This window comes from Streptomyces sp. M41(2017) (genome assembly GCF_002078175.1).
Taxonomy (GTDB): Bacteria; Actinomycetota; Actinomycetes; order Streptomycetales; family Streptomycetaceae; genus Streptomyces.
The window spans coordinates 336823-352935 of sequence record NZ_MWFK01000001.1 but is presented as its reverse complement, the minus strand read 5'-3'; the positions used below and the strand labels follow the sequence as shown (position 1 = coordinate 352935).

14 protein-coding genes are annotated in these 16113 nt (G+C 73.1%); 6 read left to right on the top strand and 8 right to left on the bottom strand.

Features of this window, described 5'->3' with window-relative positions; genetic code table 11:
- Window positions 1-44: 44 nt before the first annotated feature.
- From B0675_RS01570 to B0675_RS01560, 3 genes are all read left to right on the top strand, one after another.
- On the top strand, window positions 45-1421 hold the full coding sequence (locus B0675_RS01570; protein ID WP_081216930.1) for a multidrug effflux MFS transporter: 1377 nt from the start codon (window positions 45-47) through the stop codon (window positions 1419-1421).
- On the top strand, window positions 1367-2548 hold the full coding sequence (locus B0675_RS01565) for a serine hydrolase domain-containing protein (RefSeq protein WP_241539668.1): 1182 nt from the start codon (window positions 1367-1369) through the stop codon (window positions 2546-2548). The genes B0675_RS01570 and B0675_RS01565 overlap by 55 nt, the downstream gene beginning before the upstream one ends.
- A gap of 303 nt (window positions 2549-2851) precedes the next feature.
- Window positions 2852-3844, top strand: coding sequence for a small ribosomal subunit Rsm22 family protein (locus B0675_RS01560; protein ID WP_081216929.1), 993 nt, complete (start codon window positions 2852-2854; stop codon window positions 3842-3844).
- 79 nt (window positions 3845-3923) lie between these two features.
- On the opposite strand, the gene ddaH is transcribed toward B0675_RS01560, so the two are convergent.
- Complete coding sequence (ddaH, locus tag B0675_RS01555; protein WP_347107772.1) at window positions 3924-4745, bottom strand: dimethylargininase; 822 nt, start codon at window positions 4743-4745, stop codon at window positions 3924-3926.
- Between the two features lie 426 nt (window positions 4746-5171).
- On the opposite strand from ddaH, the gene B0675_RS01550 reads away from it, so the two are divergent.
- Together B0675_RS01550 and B0675_RS01545 are read left to right on the top strand one after the other, a co-directional pair.
- Window positions 5172-5834: a TetR/AcrR family transcriptional regulator gene (locus tag B0675_RS01550; RefSeq protein WP_081216927.1), complete on the top strand. Its 663-nt coding sequence runs from the start codon at window positions 5172-5174 to the stop codon at window positions 5832-5834.
- A gap of 181 nt (window positions 5835-6015) precedes the next feature.
- Window positions 6016-6753, top strand: coding sequence for a bifunctional DNA primase/polymerase (locus B0675_RS01545; RefSeq protein WP_081216926.1), 738 nt, complete (start codon window positions 6016-6018; stop codon window positions 6751-6753).
- 37 nt (window positions 6754-6790) lie between these two features.
- On the opposite strand, the gene B0675_RS01540 is transcribed toward B0675_RS01545, so the two are convergent.
- From B0675_RS01540 to B0675_RS01510, 7 genes are all read right to left on the bottom strand, one after another.
- On the bottom strand, window positions 6791-7813 hold the full coding sequence (locus tag B0675_RS01540) for a hypothetical protein (protein ID WP_081216925.1): 1023 nt from the start codon (window positions 7811-7813) through the stop codon (window positions 6791-6793).
- Window positions 7770-8645 (bottom strand): iron uptake transporter permease EfeU, encoded by an 876-nt coding sequence (gene efeU, locus B0675_RS01535; protein WP_081216924.1) that lies wholly within the window; start codon window positions 8643-8645, stop codon window positions 7770-7772. Before efeU ends, B0675_RS01540 begins: the two co-directional genes overlap by 44 nt.
- A gap of 2 nt (window positions 8646-8647) precedes the next feature.
- Window positions 8648-9940, bottom strand: a complete 1293-nt coding sequence (gene efeB / locus B0675_RS01530; protein ID WP_081216923.1) for an iron uptake transporter deferrochelatase/peroxidase subunit — start codon at window positions 9938-9940, stop codon at window positions 8648-8650.
- A gap of 22 nt (window positions 9941-9962) precedes the next feature.
- Window positions 9963-11099, bottom strand: a complete 1137-nt coding sequence (gene efeO / locus B0675_RS01525; RefSeq protein WP_081216922.1) for an iron uptake system protein EfeO — start codon at window positions 11097-11099, stop codon at window positions 9963-9965.
- A 189-nt stretch (window positions 11100-11288) separates the two neighbouring features.
- On the bottom strand, window positions 11289-12116 hold the full coding sequence (locus tag B0675_RS01520) for a heme ABC transporter ATP-binding protein (protein WP_081221526.1): 828 nt from the start codon (window positions 12114-12116) through the stop codon (window positions 11289-11291).
- 56 nt (window positions 12117-12172) lie between these two features.
- Window positions 12173-13213 carry an iron ABC transporter permease gene (locus tag B0675_RS01515; protein WP_241539882.1) on the bottom strand — a complete coding sequence of 347 codons (1041 nt, stop codon included), beginning with the start codon at window positions 13211-13213 and terminating at the stop codon, window positions 12173-12175.
- A 104-nt stretch (window positions 13214-13317) separates the two neighbouring features.
- On the bottom strand, window positions 13318-14376 hold the full coding sequence (locus B0675_RS01510) for an ABC transporter substrate-binding protein (protein WP_081216920.1): 1059 nt from the start codon (window positions 14374-14376) through the stop codon (window positions 13318-13320).
- A gap of 73 nt (window positions 14377-14449) precedes the next feature.
- Between B0675_RS01510 and B0675_RS01505 the strand changes: the two genes are divergently transcribed.
- Window positions 14450-16084 carry an HtaA domain-containing protein gene (locus B0675_RS01505; RefSeq protein ID WP_081216919.1) on the top strand — a complete coding sequence of 545 codons (1635 nt, stop codon included), beginning with the start codon at window positions 14450-14452 and terminating at the stop codon, window positions 16082-16084.
- Window positions 16085-16113 lie beyond the last annotated feature (29 nt).

The following is a 16113-nucleotide window of genomic DNA, read 5'->3' as shown; positions in this document are numbered from 1 at the left end:
GAACTGAGAGCATAGGGGGCGCATCACTCGGAGAGGGAGGGCACATGCCCGAGCGTGGCCGCACCACGCGGGAACAGGAAAGCCCGCACGGGCACATACCGGACGCGACCGCCGCGGACACCGCACCGGTGCCCGCCGCCGAACCCCGGCAGGCCCGGGGCCGGACGGCGCGACCGGCCACGGGCCCGGGCCCGGCCGGCCGCACCGGACTCCTCGTCACCCTCGTCCTCGGCGGGCTCACCGCCACACCCCCGCTCGCGATGGACATGTACCTCCCGTCGCTGCCCGAGGTGACCGGAGCCCTGCACGCACCCGCGGCGACGGTGCAGCTCACGCTCACCGCCTGCCTCGCGGGCATGGCACTCGGCCAGCTCGTCGTCGGCCCGATGAGCGACCGCTGGGGCCGCCGGCGCCCGCTGCTCTCCGGACTCGCCGTGTACGTCGTCGCCACGGTGCTGTGCGCGCTCGCCCCGACCGTCGAACTCCTCGTCGCCTTCCGACTCGCCCAGGGTCTCGCGGGCGCGGCCGGCATCGTCATCGCCCGCGCCGTCGTGCGCGACCTCTACGACGGCGACGCGATGGCCCGCTTCTTCTCCACCCTCATGCTGCTCTCCGGGGTCGCCCCCGTCGTCGCGCCGCTCATCGGCGGACAGATCCTGCGCGTCACCGACTGGCGGGGCGTCTTCGTGGTCCTCACCGCCGTCGGCATCGCGCTCGCCGCGGTCGTCTGGGCGAAGCTCCCCGAGACGCTGCGGCCCGAGGACCGGCACGTGGGCGGCGTCGGCGAAGCGCTGCACGCCATGCGCGGGCTGCTCGCCGACCGGGTCTTCGCGGGCTACATGCTCGCCGGCGGCTTCACCTTCGCGGCCCTGTTCGCCTACATCTCCGCCTCCCCGTTCGTGATCCAGGAGATCTACGGCGCCTCCCCGCAGACGTTCAGCCTGCTCTTCGGCGTGAACTCCGTCGGCCTCGTGATCACGGGCCAGATCAACGGCAAGGTGCTGGTCGGCCGGGTCCCGCTGGAGAAGGTCCTCGCCACCGGCCTCGCCCTCGTCGTCCTCGCCGCGACCGCGCTGCTCCTCATGTCCACCGGCGTCTTCGGGAACGTCGGACTCGTACCCGTGTCCGCCGCGCTGTTCGTGCTGATGTCCGCGATGGGCCTCGCCCTGCCCAACACCCAGACGCTCGCCCTCATGCGGGTCCGGCACGCGGCCGGTTCCGCCTCCGCGCTGCTCGGCACGACCTCCTTCCTCATCGGCGCGGTCGCCTCACCGCTCGTCGGCATCGCGGGCGAGCACACCGCCGTCCCGATGGCCGTCGTCCAACTGGCGGCCGTACTGGTGGCCGTCGCCTGCTTCGTGGGACTGTGCCGTCCCCGGCGCACGGGGCCCACACCGGACGGAAAGGCGGCGGACAGCTGAGCGCTCCGAGACTGCGGATCGACACACCGGAACGCGCCGGACTCGACGCCGGAGAGCTGCGACAGCTCGCCGGCGAGGTCCGCGCCCTCACCACCGGGCCCGACCCGTGGGCGGCGGGCGTCGTGCTGGTCGCCGGGCGCGGCCCCGTCATCGCCGTCGAGGAGGCGGCGGGATGGGCGGTCCGCTACGCGGCCTACGACGAGAAGACCGACGCCGGGACCGAGCTGGCGGCGGGGGCCCGTGTGCCGGTGACCGTGCACACGCCCTTCGACCTGGCCTCGCTCACCAAGCTGTTCACGGCGGTCGCCGCGGTGCAGCAACTGGAGCGCGGCACCCTCGGCATCGACGCGCGGGTCGGCGCGTACCTGCCCGAGTTCCGCGGTGTCCGCGAGCACGGCGTCACCGTACGGCAGCTGCTCACCCACACCTCCGGGCTGCGCCCCGAACTCCCGCTGTACGACTGCCCGGACGACGCGACCCGGCTGGCGATGCTGCGGGCCGAGGCCCCCTCGTCCGAGCCGGGGGAGTACCTGTACTCCGACCTCAACCTGATCCTCCTCCAGTTCGTGCTGGAGCGGGTCAGCGGGCGGTCGCTCGACGTCCTCGTCCGGGACGGCATCACCCGCCCGCTCGGCATGAACGCCACCGCCTTCGGCCCCTGCCCGGGTGCCGCCGCCACCGAGGACCAGCGCCGGCCCTGGGGCAAGGCGGACCGGGGCATGCTGCGCGGGGTCGTGCACGACGAGAACGCCTGGGCGCTCGGCGGCGTGGCCGGTCACGCGGGCCTCTTCTCCACCGCCCGCGACCTGGCGGTCTTCTGCCGTACCCTGCTCGCCGGCGGCAGTTACGGTCCCGCGCGCATCCTCGGCCCCGACTTCGTCGAACTCCTGCTGACCCCGCCCGGCCTCGGGTTCGCCCTGGACCAGCCCCGGTTCATGGGCGCCCTCGCGGGCGGCGGCGCGGCAGGCCACACCGGTTTCACCGGTACGTCCCTGGTCCTCGACCCGGTGACGGGCACCTTCCTGGTCCTGCTCGCCAACACCGTCCACCCACGCCGCCGCCCACCGGACAACACCCCCCGCGCAGCAGCGGCGACCCGCCTCCGCCGAGCGGTACGCGGCACCTGAGCCTCCGGCACGCCGCCGACGGCGGGGGCGCATCGCGACCGCGTGCCGCCGACGGCGGGGAGTCCCCCGGGGGCGAGCCGAGGTTGTCGGGTGACAGTCACGGGTGGTGCGCGGGCGGGGGAGGGCCCGGCCGGAGGCCGGGGAAGCATCGCGACCGCGTGCCGCCGACGGCGGGGAGTCCCTACGGGCGAGCCGAGGTTGTCGGGTGACAGTCACGGGCGGTGCGCGGGCGGGGAGACGCCCCAGGTCGGGGAAGAGCGCCCGTGCCACGGGCGACCGGCCGTACCTGAGAGAATCGACCCCGTGAACGCCCCCCTCCCCACCGTCGACACCCTGCGCAGCGCCCTCGCCGGGCTGCTCGACGGTCTCCCGCCGAAGGCCGCCGCGCAGGCGGTCGAGCGGCTGATCGTCAACTACCGGGGGACCACCCCGACGCACGCGCCGATCCTGCGGGACCGCTCGGACGTGGCGGCGTACGCCGCGTACCGGATGCCCGCGACGTTCGAGGCGGTCCGCGCGGCCCTCGACGCGTTCGCCGACGCGGTGCCCGGCTGGGCGCCGGGAAGCCATGTGGACGTCGGCGGCGGCACCGGCGCGGCGACCTGGGCGGTGAACGCCACCTGGGAGGGCACCCGCCCGGTGACCGTGCTCGACTGGGCCGAGCCCGCACTCGCCCTCGGCCGGGAGATCGCCGCCGCCAACCCCGAACTGACCGGCGCCACATGGCAGCGCTCACGGATCGGAGCGGCGCTCACCATCGAGAGCACCGACCTCGTCACGGTCTCCTACGTGCTCGGCGAACTGACCGAGGACGACCGCGCCTCGGTCGTGGACGCCGCCGCGAGCGCCGCACAGGCCGTCGTGATCATCGAGCCGGGCACGCCCGACGGCTACGCCCGTGTGCTCGCCGCCCGCGACCGGCTGATCGACGCCGGCTTCCACGTCGCCGCCCCCTGCCCGCACAGCGCGGCCTGCCCGATCGTCCCCGGCGAGGACTGGTGCCACTTCTCCGCCCGGGTCGCCCGTTCCTCCCTGCACCGTCAGGTCAAGGGCGGCTCCCTGCCCTACGAGGACGAGAAGTTCAGCTACATCGCCGTGACCCGTTTCCCGCCCGAACCGGCGCCCGCCCGCGTCGTGCGCAGGCCGCAGATCCGCAAGGGCCAGGTCCTGCTCGACCTGTGCGGACCGGACGAGTCCCTCCACCGGGAGACGGTGACCAAACGCCACGGCCCGCTCTACAAGGCGGCCCGGGACACGGACTGGGGCGACGCCTGGCCGCCGCCCGAGGAGTCCTAGACCCCCGCCCGGAAGCCCGGGCCGCGCACCGTGAGGGCCGCGAGGCCCGGGACAGCGGGCGGGTCGCGGGGATCGGGGCTCACCCCCGGAGTTCCTGCGTGCAGCACTTCACGCTGCCGCCGCCCTTCAGGAGCTCGCCGAGGTCGATGCCGATCGGGCAGAAGCCGCGGTCGCGGAGCGGGCCGAAGAGACCGGCCGCCTCCTGGGGGAGCAGGACGTTCAGGCCGTCCGAGACCGCGTTCAGGCCCATCGCGGCGGCATCCTCGTCGGTGGCGGTCAGCGCGTCCGGGAACAGCCGGCGCAGCACCTCGCGGCTGCCGGGGGAGAACGCCCCCGGGTAGTACATGACCTCGTCCGTCGTGTCGTCGAGGACGGCGAGCGCCGTGTCCAGGTGGTAGAAGAGCGGGTCGACGAGGTCCAGGCCGATCACCGGACGGCCGAAGAACTCCTGCGCCTCACCGTGCGAGAGCGGGCTCGCCCGGAAGCCGCGGCCCGCGAGGACGTACGAGGCGGTGACCGCGAAGTCGCCCTCGCCCTCGTTGACGTGCACGGGTTCCAGGACCTCGGCGAACCCCCGGGCGCGGAACCACTCCAGGTGCGCCGCCGCCTCGGGCGCACGCTCCCGGAAGGCGAACCGGGCGCCGAGCACCCGGCCGTCCACGACCGTCGCGCCGTTCGCCGCGAAGACCATGTCCGGCAGGCCGGGGCGGGGGGTGAGTTCCTCGACGGTGTGGCCGAGGGAGCGGTAGCGGTCGCGGAGGTCCTCCCACTGGGCGAGGGCGAGCGGCACGTCGACCGGCTTGGCGGGGTCCATCCACGGGTTGATCGCGTACGTGACGTCGAAGTGCACCGGGGGGCACATGAGGTAACGCCGGGGCGTGGCACGACGGAGAGGGTGCAAGGAAGGCTCCTTACGCAACCGCAGGGGCAGTTGATGCTCATGGTGCGCCGTGCGCACCGTCGCCGCCCGCAGGCGGACGGGTGGTGTCCGCCGTCCGCGTCACGGACGCCCCGCCCGGCCGCCGGAACCCCCGCCGGGAACCGCCACGGGACCCCCGCCGGGGACGCCCGGGCGAATCCCGGCCGGGGGGCCGTCGCGTACATCGGAACCCCGACCGTGCAGCCAGCCGGAACGCCGACCGGCAACCCCGACCGTGCGGCCCGCCGGAACGCCGACCGGAACCGCGACCGGGGGCCCGCCGGAACCCTGGCCGGGACGCGCGCCCACGGGTGCCCGCCGGACGCGAGACGCCCCGCGGGACGTCCGCCCACGGGTCCCCCCCCGGACGCGAGACGCCCCGTATCGCGGTCCTGGTAGGTTCGCCCCATGGCCGAGAAGCCCAGCTCCAGCCCCGATTCCGCCCCGGCACCCGGCCCCGCCGGGCGGCCCGCCCCCGACGCCACCCGGCGCAGCGAGAAGTCCCGCCGCGCGATCTTCGCCGCCGCCCTGGCCCTGGTCGGGGAGAGCGGCTACCCGAAGACCACGATCGAGGGCATCGCGGCCCGGGCCGGGGTCGGCAAGCAGACGATCTACCGCTGGTGGTCGTCCAAGGCGGAGGTGCTGCTGGACGCCTTCATGGACCTCGGCGAACAGGCCGCGCGGGCCGCGGGACAGGAGCCGTACGCCCTCCCGGACACCGGCGACCTCGCGGCCGATCTCAAGCTGGTGCTGCGCGCCACCGTCGACGAGCTGCTCGACCCCGCCTTCGAGGTGCCCTCCCGCGCCCTCGCCGCCGAGGGCCTGGTGAACGACCGGCTCGGCGCCGAGTTCGTCGCCAAACTGCTCGAACCCCAGCTCCAGCTGTACGTCCGGCGCCTGCGCTCCGCCCAGGACCAGGGTGAGGTCCGCCCGGACGTCGACCCACGGATCGCCCTGGAACTGTTCGTCTCCCCGCTCGCCCAGCGCTGGCTCCAGCGGACCGCCCCGATCACGTACGACTACACGGACACCCTCGTCGACTACGCCCTGCACGGTCTCGCTCCGCGCTGACGGTCCCGTCACCCTCCGAGCGGACCGTAAATCGTCATACATCGTGCGATAGCACCTGATCAGGGCCCGGCGAACGCATCGCCCCACCTACCCCGGTTGTCGGCTCCGGCCACCCGGGGCGCAGGATGGTGGGACCATGGGCAAAGGACGACGAGTGCACTACGGCTTGGCGAGGGGATAGATGAGCGCAGAGTTCGGAAGCCGCCCCGGCGCGCAGGGCAGGATCTCCCAGTGGCTGCGGGGACGCCGGCCCAAGCCTCCCGCGGAGACGTCCGACGCCCGGCGTGAGGCCCTGCTGCTCGCCGCCGCGGACGCGGGACTGCCGCTCGCTCAGGCCGCGTACCCCGCGGGCCACCGCTGCTCCTGCGACCGCGTCGGTTGTCCCACACCCGCGCGTCACCCCGTCTCCTTCGCCTGGCAGACGCAGTCCACCACCGACCGCGCCCAGATCGAGCGCTGGGCCCGGCACCAGCCGAAGGCGAACTTCATCACCGCGACCGGCATGACGCACGACGTGCTCGACGTGCCGCTGGAGGCGGGCCATGAGGCGCTGGAGCGGATACTGGCCGCCGGCGTCGACGTCGGCCCGGTCGCCGAGACCGGCGACGGCCGCATGCTCTTCTTCACCCTCACCCGCGGTACGCCCGAGGACGAGGACGAGTGGTGGCCCTGCGAGCTGGACTGCCACCCCGAGACGATGGACGAGCACCCGGGGTTCCGCTGGCACTGCCGCGGCTCGTACGTCCTCGTGCCGCCGGCCCAGCTGCCCGGCGGTCTGAGCGTCGACTGGGTGCGCGGTCCCGAGCACCCGCTGCCCGACCCGCTCACCCTCCTGGAACACCTCACGGACGCGTGCGCCCGCTACGCCGGGGAGAACGGCGGCGCGGAGCGGCTCGCCGCCTGGCCGCACCGGGGCTGAGCGGAGACCGGTCCGGCCCGCCGGGGCCGGACCGCGCTCACTCGCCCTTCGCGCCGGTCAGTCCCTCGACCCGTCCGAGGACGGACACCCGCTGGTCGTCCGCGCCCTTCGCCGGGTCCAGGGCCACCTGGTTGGAGACGAACTCCAGCGTCAGGGACTGCTTGATCTCACCGGTCGTCAGCGCCTGCACGTCCGCGCTCGGCGTCGGGATCGCGGTGCCCTCCGCGGCGGTCTGCTTCTCGAAGCGGTGCGTCGTGAAGAACACCAGCGCCCCGCCGTCCGCGGTGCGCAGACCCACCGGCGCGTGGTCGCCCGTGGTCAGCGGCTCGTCGATGTACTGCCGTGCGAGCCCCGGCCGGTTGGCGAACTTCTTGCGCTGGGCCCGCCACAGCGAGGTGTGCGTCCCCGCCGCGAACGTGTCGCCGCCCGCCCGCAGATAGGTCGCGTAGGTGCTGCCGAGCTTCTCCGGCTCGACGGCGAGCGCCGCGTCGTCGGCCGTGACGGGCTGCGCCCAGCCGTCCTTGTCCCGCGTGAACCGCGGCACCTCGTCGGCGGTGAGGACCGTCAGATACGAGGCCTGCCACACCTCGGCGGCGCTGCCCCGGGTGAAGACCATCAGCCAACGGCTGCCCGGCGCGCCCTTGTTGGCCGCCGTGTTCGCCACGAACCAGCGCGGCCACGCCGCCTTCGCGGGTATGGCGAACGTCGCGTCCCGGAACTCCAGCGCCGAATGCGAGGGATTCCCACCGGGGTTGTTCTTGTGCCCGGCCTTCAGCTTGGCGGCGTCGATGTCCGCGAGCGGACCGGTCACCCGGTCCGCGTCCTGCGAACGGTCGTACGTCTTGTCCGCCTTGTTGTAGGCGGCGGTGAAGTCCTTGAGCGCGCGGGCGGCTTCGGCGCGGGTCGCCGCCGGGACGACCTCCCGCTCACCGTGCACCACCACGCAGCCGCTCGCGGCGACGGACAGAGCGGTCACCGCTCCCGTCGCCAGGACGAAACGGCGGAGGCTGCCGGAACTACGAGGCCTTCGTGGGCTGCGACCCGTGTGATCCCTGCTCATCAGGTGCCTTCACCTTCCCCTTCCCGGAGGCGAACCCTACCGGGGCGAGGAAGATCGCGAGTGTCGGGACCAGGTAGAGCGCCCACACCGTGACCTGGAGGACGGTGGGGTCGGGCTGGAAGTTGAAGACGCCCTTGAGGAGGGTGCCGTACCAACTGGTGGGGTCGATGGTGCTGCTGATGTCGAAGGCGAGGTGGGTGAGGCCGGGGATGAAGTCGGCTTCCTGGAGGTCGTGGACGCCGTAGGCGAGGACGCCGGCGGCGACGACGACGAGCATGCCGCCGGTCCAGGTGAAGAACTTGGCGAGGTTGATCTTCAGGGCACCGCGGTAGAAGAGCCAGCCGAGGAGGACGGCCGTGGCGAGGCCGAGGGCGACGCCGATGAGGGGGCGGGGGGTGCCGTCGCTGGCGGCGTGGACGGAGGCCCAGACGAACAGGGCGGTCTCCAGGCCTTCGCGGCCCACCGCGAGGAAGGCGGTGGCGACGAGGGCGCCGGTGCCCATGGCGAGGGCGGCGTCGAGTTTCCCGTGCAGTTCGGTCTTGAGGTGGCGGGCGGTGCGCCGCATCCAGAAGACCATCCAGGTGACGAGGCCGACGGCGACGATGGACAGGGAGCCGCCGAGGGCTTCCTGGGCCTGGAACGTCATTTCCTGGGAGCCGAATTCGAGGGCGCAGCCGAAGCCGAGGGCGACGGCGATGGCGACGGCGATGCCGGCCCAGATCGGCTTGAGGGCGTCCCTGCGGTCCGTCTTGACGAGGTAGGCGATGAGGATGCAGACGACGAGGCTGGCCTCGAGGCCCTCGCGCAGGCCGATCAGGTAGTTGGAGAACACGGTCAGGCCTCCTTGGAGAACAGCGTGCGGCCCCACCAGTCGTCCTTGTCGCGGACGCCGGGCGGGACGGCGAAGTGCGCCGAACTCACGTGCTGGATGTACTCGTTGAGGGCGTCGGTGCGCGAGAGGCTGCGCTGGACGGGGATGAAGCCCTTGCGTACGTCGCGCTGGTAGGCGAGGAAGAACAGGCCTGCTTCGAGGCGGCCCAGTCCGTCGGTGCCGTCGGTGAAGGAGTAGCCGCGGCGCAGGATCGTCGCTCCGTGGTTGGCGTCGGGGTGCGCGAGGCGGACGTGCGCGTCGGGCTTCATCGCCTTGAGGAACGGCTCGTCGTGTTCCTTGGCTTTGCCGACGGGGGCGCCTTCGCCCTTGTCCCGGCCGAAGACGTCTTCCTGTTCCTGGAGGGAGGTGCGGTCCCAGGTCTCGATGTTCATGCGGATGCGGCGGGCGACGAGGTAGGAGCCGCCGGTCATCCAGTCGCTGCCGTCGCCTTCGCCGACCCAGACGAATTTCTTGAGGCGGTCGGTCTCGGTGCCGGCGATGTTGCGGGTGCCGTCCTTGAAGCCCATGAGGTTGCGGGGGGTCTGGGCGTCGGGGGTGGTGGAGGAGGTTTTGCCGAAGCCGAGCTGGGACCAGCGGATGGCGACGGTGCCGAAGCCGATGCGGGCGAGGTTGCGGATGGCGTGGACGGCGACCTGGGGGTCGTCGGCGCAGGCCTGGATGCACAGGTCGCCGTTGCTGCGGCTCTTGTCGAGGTTGTCGCCGGGGAACTGGGGGAGGTCGACGAGGGCGTCGGGGCGCCGGTCGGCGAGGTCGAACTTGTCGAACAGGGACGGTCCGAAGCCGATCGTCAGGGTGAGGCGGGAGGGGCTGAGGCCGAGGGCTTCGCCGGTGTCGTCGGGGGGTGCTTCGGCGAGGCCGCCGTAGGCGCCGTCGCCGACGGTGTGTCCGGCGGTCATGCGGGCGGCGGCGCGGGTCCAGTCCTTGAGGAGCTGGATGAACGCGGCGCGGTCGTCGGTCTTGACGTCGAACGCGGCGAAGTGGAGGCGGTCCTGGACGGGGGTGGCGATGCCGGCCTGGTGGGTGCCGTGGAAGGGGACCGGGCCCGAGGTGCCGGATCCGGCGGGGTCGACGTCGTTGCCGGTGCGGGTCATCGCGACGCCGCCGCCGGCCACGGCGGCACCGAGCGCGAGCCCGGCACCGCCCCAGCCGATCAGCGAACGCCGGGACGGCGCGGAGCCGCCCGCGGCAGATCCGGTGCCCTCCGTGCCCTCCGTGCTGTCCTGGGCGTTCGTCATGATGCTGATCCTCTGTCGGCGACTACTTGACGACGGCGGCGGCGAGCTTCGACAGGGGCTCGGCGAGCGCGTTGACCCCGTCCGACAGCTCCTTGGTCTGCGCCTTGGTGAGCGTGTCGTACGAGACGAAGCCGTCCGAGGTCTTGTCGGTGCGGTACTTGTCGAGCAGCGTGTCGAGCGCCGTGAACTGCTTGTCCAGGTTGGTGGTCAGCGCCTTGTCGTTCTGCTCGGCGACCGGCTTGAGCAGCTCGTACGCCTTCTGGGCGCCTTCGACGTTGGCCTTGAAGTCGCTGAGGTCGGTGTGCGAGTAGCGGTCCTCCTCGCCGGTGACCTTGCCCGTGGCGACCTCGTCCAGCAGCTCCTTGGCACCGTTGGCCATCGACGTCGGCGTGATCTCGGCCTTGCCGACCCGCTTCTGCCAGTCCTTCAGGTCGGTGACGAGCTGGTCGGCGAGCGTCTTCTGCTCGGCGCCGATCTTCTTGTCCTGCCAGAGGGACTTCTCCAGCGCGTGCCAGCCGGTCCACTTCTGGCCCTTCTCCAGGCCGTCCGCGCGGGTGTCCGTCTTCGGGTCGATGTCACCGAAGGACTCGGCGATCGGCTCCGTGCGCTCCCAGCCGACGCGGGAGGGGGCGAAGGCCTTCTTGGCGGCTTCGAGGTCGCCGGCCTTGATGGCGTCGGCGAACGTCTGCACCTTGGGGATCGTGGCGTCGGCCTGCTCCTGCGCGTACTCGCGGTAGGCGGCGACGGCCTTGTCCAGGCGCGGGTCGCGGCGGGCGACCTTGCCGCCGGTCACGGTGAGCTTCTGGCGCACGCCCAGGCCCTTCATGCCCGGACGGCAGGCGATCTGGTACGAACCGGCCTTCACCTCGGCGGTCAGCGTGTACTTGGTGCCCGGGCCGATGTTCTCCTTCTCGGAGACGATCCGGTCGTCGGGGAAGAGGATCTCGACCTCGGTCGCCTTCGACCCCTTGTTCTCGATCTTCAGCGTGACCTGGCCGGCCGGCACCGACTTCACCGAGGTGTCGCACTTCGCGTCGGCGGCGGTCACCTGGATCGCGTCGCCGTTCTTGGCGTCGCTCTTCTCGGTGCAACCCGTGACGGCGGCCAGAGCTGCCGCGGTGGCGGCAGCGGTGACAACAGAGAGTCGGACGGCTCGCATTCAGGCTCCAAGAGAAGTCGGACAAACCGCACGGAGGTCCCCCGTCGGCATGGTGAGGCTGGCCTAACTTATCTGAGGCTTGCCTTGGTGATACCCGGTCGTTCGGTGATTCAGCTCTCACAGTCGCCGTACAGAAACGGCGAGATCACGGTGACTCAAAACAGGCCCCACGGGAGGGTCAAGGAAAGGTCAAGAGTCCCGTCTGGGTGTGATGAGCGCGGCGCCGGTGCGCGGATGCGGGAGCACCTCGACCGGCTGCCGGTAGACATCGCTCAGCAGTCCGTCGGTGAACACCTCCGCCGGCGGACCGTCGGCCGCGATCCGGCCGGCGCACAGCACCGCCGTCCGGTCCGCGTAGGCCGCGGCGAGGCCCAGGTCGTGCAGCACCACGACCACGGCGTCACCGGCGGCCGCCCGCTCCCGGCACACCCGCAGGACCAACTCCTGGTGCCGCAGGTCGAGTGCGGCCGTCGGCTCGTCGAGAAGGAGCAGCGGTGCGTGCTGTGCGAGCACCCGGGCGAGCGCCACCCGCGCCCGTTCGCCGCCGCTGAGCGCGGCGAACGAGCGGGGCGCGAACCCGGTGACCTCGGTGGCGGCCATGGCGGAGGCGACCGCGGTGTCGTCGCCGTGCGGGGTGTGGGCCCAGGGTGCCCGGCCCATCCGGACGACCTCCTCGACCGTGAACGGGAACGACAGGGCCGCCGCCTGGGGCAGCACGGCCCGGCGCAGGGCGAGTTCGGGCGCCGTCCACTCCGTCGCCGGACGCCCGTGCAGCCGTACGACGCCCTCGGCGGGCGGCAGATCGGCGGCCAGCGCGGACAACAGGGTGGACTTTCCGGCCCCGTTGGGTCCGACCAGGGCGAGCACCTCCCCGGCGCGGGCGGTGACGTCCACGCCGCGCAGCACCTCCTCGGTGCCCAGCCGGACGCGCAGGTCCTCGGTCTCGGCCAGGACGTCGCCCGGGGCGGGCCGGGGAGGCGGCACGGGCCGCGCCGTCCCCGGCAGCAGCAGGCGCAGGGCCGTGCGCGGCAGCCGCGAGGCCGTCGTCGGCCCGGACTTCGTACGAGCGGTTCTCACGCCCAACCTCCTTGCTTGCGGCGGGTCCTGCGCAGCAGCCACAGGAAGAACGGGCTGCCCAGCAGGGCGGTGAGGACACCGAGGGGGAGTTCCGCGGGCTGGGCGATCGTGCGGGCCGCGAGGTCGGCGGCGAGCAGCACCGCCGCGCCGCCGAGCGCACTGCCCGGGATCAGGAACCGGTGCCCGGGACCGGCCGCCATCCGCAGCAGGTGCGGGACGACGAGACCGACGAAGCCGATGATCCCGGAGACGCTGACGGCGGCCGCGGTGAGCAGCGCGATGACCAGGACCAGGACGATCCGCAGCCGTTCGACGTCCACGCCCAGGTGCCGGGCCGGGCGTTCGCCGAGGGCCAGCAGGTCGAGCCGGCGGGCGTACAGCGGTGCCACCGCCAGACCGGCCACGGCGCAGGGCAGTACCGCGAGGACCTTCGGCCAGGTCGCCTGCGCCAGTGATCCGAGCTGCCAGAAGGTGATCTGGTTGACGGCCGCCGAGTCCGCGAAGAACAGGAACAGTCCGATCAGCGCGCCCGTGAAGGCGTTCAGGGCGATGCCGGTGAGGATCAGCGTGACGACCTCGGTGCGCCCGCCCGAGCGGGACATGGCGTAGACGATCAGCACCGTCGCGAGGCCCGTGACGAAGGCGACGGCGGGGATCGTCCAGCTGCCGATGAAGTCCAGGCCGAGGGCGATGGCCGCGACCGCGCCGACCGCCGCGCCCGACGACACGCCGATGACGCCGGGTTCGGCCAGCGGGTTGCCGAACACGCCCTGCATGAGGGCGCCGGCGCAGCCCAGCGAGGCGCCGATGAGCAGCGCGAGCACGATGCGCGGGAACCGTACGTCCCACAGGACCGATTCCGGGACCCGGTCCAGCGGGCCGCCGCCGAGTCCGATCCGGTGCGCCACCGAGCCGAGCACGTCACCGACGGGGATCGGGTACGCGCCGATGCCGGCCGCCACGGGTATCAGGACGAGCAGGGCGGCGACCAGACCGCCGGTCAGGAGCCAGGGCACACCCCGGGGCCGCTTCCGCACGGGAGCGGTGGGGGAGGGTTCGACGGAGGCGGGACCGGCGTCCCGGGTGCGGACGGGGTCGGCGGCGGGTGCGGCGACCGTCTCCGGGGCCGGCCGGGCGGCGGTCACGCGGCGTCCCCGTACAGCTGACGCACCATCGACTTCAGCACCTGACCGGTGCGCGGGCCGTAGTTGAGCAGGACGCCGTCCTCGACGGACACGATCCGGCGCTCCATCCCGGCCGGGGTCTGGGCGACGCCGGGGATCTTGACGAGCCCGTCGACGCCGCCGACCGATTCCAGGCCCTTGGACATCACGAGGATCGCGTCGGGCGCGGCCTGTGCCAGTGCCTCGGTGGTGATGGCGGTGAAGTCCTTCCTCAGGCCCGACGCGGCGCCCGCGTCGACGGCTCCGGCCGCTTCGAGCAGCGACGTCGCCCCCGAGCCCCGGCCGCCGATCAGATAGACGGAGGCGGACCCGCGGAGGTAGAGGAAGGCCACGCGCGGATGGTCCGCGTGGGCCGGAACCGCCGCGCGCACGGCGGCGATCCGGTCCTGCGAACGCTGCGTCAGCCGCTTCCCGGCGGCGGGTACGCCGAGGGCGTCGGCCACCGCCCGGATGCGCGGGCCGACGTCCTGGAGGCCCTGCGCCGGGTCCACGACGAGGACCGGGACCCCGGCGTCGCGGATCTGTTCCATGGCCTCGTCGGGGCCGGTGGTCCTCTCGGCGAGGACGAGGTCGGGGCGCAGCGAGAGGACGCTCTCGGCGGAGACGTCGTGGTTGCGGGTCACGACCGGCAGTTTCCTCGCCTGGTCGAAGGTGGCGGTGATGTCGCGGGCGACGACGTGGCCGCCGAGGCCGAGCGTGAAGACGATCTCGCTGAGGCTTCCGGACAGCGGCACGATCCGGTCGGCCTTCTCGACGGTGACCTTCCTGCCGCCGGACGAGCGGACGGTGACCGGGAGTCGGGGCTTCCCCGGTGATGCCAGGGGCTCGACGCGGTTGGCCCCTGCCGCTCCCTCGCCCCGGGCCGCGGCGCCGGTGGCCGCCGGCGCGGGACCGGCCGAGCCGCCGCACGCGGTCAGGGTGAGGGTGAGGGCGAAGGCGGACAACAGCGCCCCCGCCAGTCGTCTGCGCACGCGTTGCACTGTCCCGTCATTCCTCTCGGTACTCTTCCGACCCATCCGGGCGATAGTTTAGGTTAGCCTTACCTAAGTCGCTACCGCCTCTTCAGGCACCGGAATCCGGAGGACATTCATGCCCGCGCGATCGAGGGCTCTGGCCGCCGTTGTCTGCGCGGCCGTGCTGGGCGCTCTGCTCACCGCCACGGCCGCCCACGCCGCGAGCCGCACCGTGCAGGGCGGCCGCCTCGACTGGGGTGTCAAATCCTCCTTCCAGAGCTATGTCACCGGTCCGATAGCGAAGGGCGGTTTCTCGCTCACGTCGGGCGCTGCCACGGTCGGCGCGAGCCAGTTCCGTTTCCACTCGGCCAGCGGCTCGTACGACGCCGGCACCGGCGCCTTCACCGCGTCGTACTCGGGCGGGGTCCACTTCGTGGGACACCGGCAGAGCGGCGGCGCCTACGAACTCGACATGACGATCAGCCGCCCCACCGTCCGCCTCGCCGGCGGCGGCGGCACGCTCTACGTCGACATCACCAGCAAGGCGAAGGGCACCGGGGCGGTCACGACGTCCTCACAGGTGCCCTTCGCCACCCTCTCCCTAGGCGGCATCGACATGAAGGGCGGCGGCACCGCCGTCCGGCTCAACAACCTTCCCGCCACCCTCACTTCACAAGGAGCCAGGTCGTTCGCCGGGTACTACACCGCGGGCACCGCGCTCGACCCGGTGAGCCTGGAGGCCGACGTGTGGGCCGCGCCGTCGCCCCGGCAGTCGGCCACCGCCACCCCCGAGCCGACGTCCGAGCACCCGGCCCAGAAGCCGGCCTCGGGCGTGATCGAGGACGGCGCCGTCGACTGGGGCGTGCGCCGCACCTTCCGCGAGTACGTCACCGGGCCCGTCGCCGACGGACGGTGGACGCTGACCTCCGGCGCCCAGGACGGCGGCGCGCTCTTCCGCTTCCCCGAGGGACAGGGCACGTACGACACGAAGAAGCACAGCCTGACCGCCGCCTTCGACGGTGCCGTGCGCTTCACCGGACACCAGGGACTCGACCTGCGGCTGAGCGCACCGCGCGTCTCCGTCGCCGACGGCAGGGGCACGCTGTACGCCGACGTCGCGAGCGCCGGACTCACCGCCAAGAAGGTCCCTCTCGTGACCTTCTTGGCGAAGAACCTGACGCCCAAGGACGGACTGCTCCAACTGGCCGAGGTGCCGACCGAGTTGACCTCCCGGGGCGCGAAGGCCTTCGGCGGGGTGTACCGGGGCGGCACCGCGATGGACCCCCTGACCCTCTCCGTCGCCCTCACCGACGACGCGCGACTGCCCGCCCTGCCCGACCTCGGCACGTCCGCGTCCCCCGCCCCCCAGGCGTCGAAGGCCGCCGACGACGAGAAGGCCGCCGGCGCGCCCCGGACGGAGAACTCCGCGAGCGACACCTCGCACGGCGGGTCCGCCGTCTCGCTCGGGATCGCCGCCGCCGTCCTGCTCGCCGCCGCCGCGGTCCTCGCCCTCGTGATCGTGCGCAGGCGCCGTCGGCGTCCCGCACCGGACACGACGCCGGGCACGGAAGGCGCCGCCGACGAGGCGGAGTCCGGGCCGCCGGCGGCACTCCGGACCACCACCTCGGCCGGCCCCGGTACCGCTGCCGGCGCCGGTCCCGCCTCCGCGCAGGCCCCGCGGGCCGCAGCCGCGCCCGACCCGTCGGACGCTTCGGATCCGTCGGACGCCGCCGGCTCGGCAACGGCCCCCGCGTCCGCGGACAAGGACTGACACCCATCCATCGAGCCCCTCCGCCCCCC